The 726-nt window shown below is 35.5% G+C and carries 1 protein-coding gene; it reads left to right on the forward strand.

Going from position 1 to position 726, the window contains the following annotated elements:
* The first annotated feature begins 70 nt into the window (after nt 1-70).
* On the forward strand, nt 71-391 hold the full coding sequence (locus ACFOWM_RS13930; protein WP_379711223.1) for a hypothetical protein: 321 nt from the start codon (nt 71-73) through the stop codon (nt 389-391).
* Nucleotides 392-726 lie beyond the last annotated feature (335 nt).

The following is a 726-nucleotide window of genomic DNA, read 5'->3' on the forward strand; positions in this document are numbered from 1 at the left end:
AATACCCGGCCGTTGCCTGCAACCCCATCTGACAGCTGCTAATATTCAAGCAGGATAAACAAATTAGACAATGAATACGATAATAATAAGTTTGATATTGATTTCAGTTGCAATCGCATTTGTAGCATCAATCATTTCAGGACTTATTAAAGTTATTTTCTTCTTAAAACAAAAAGACACTTATAGAGACATTCTGAAATTTGGACTTTTGGGCGAAGTTGTTGGACTACTAATAATGTTTGTAGTTTGGACAGTTTATAGACAAGAAATTAATAATTGGGCAGAACCCGAAAGTATTATTGCTATTCCTTTTTACTTAATGTTGGTTGGACAATTGACAGGGCTAATTATAGCATTGCGTAACAGACAAAAACTTAAATCGGCTTGTTAGATAAAATCGGAGAAATATTATGGTTTGCTATGTTCTTTACACCATTAGTGACAATTCCAATAGTTTGGAGACGCAGTAAACAATCAAAAATATATCGAGTTTTAATTGGACTTGCAATTGCATTCGTAATATCGTTTGTATTCTTTATCATCAGTTGGACAATTTTATTACGAAACGGATTAGGACCAACTTGAAAAGGGGCAGCAGGCAACATAGCTATTGCTGCCATTGGGGCGGGACGGAATAACAATCATCGGCTGTACAAATCCAAGCAGCAGTTCGGGCGGACGGATTTCTCTTGAGCATCAGTTCTAATCATCAACTTAATTTTATAA

This window comes from Ferruginibacter yonginensis, from assembly GCF_042651465.1.
Classification (GTDB): Bacteria; Bacteroidota; Bacteroidia; order Chitinophagales; family Chitinophagaceae; genus Ferruginibacter; species Ferruginibacter yonginensis.

What these genes read in the sequence shown, in the direction of transcription:
- ACFOWM_RS13930 (WP_379711223.1), top strand. Translation starts at nt 71, where the DNA reads ATGAATACGATAATAATAAGTTTGATATTGATTTCAGTTGCAATCGCA.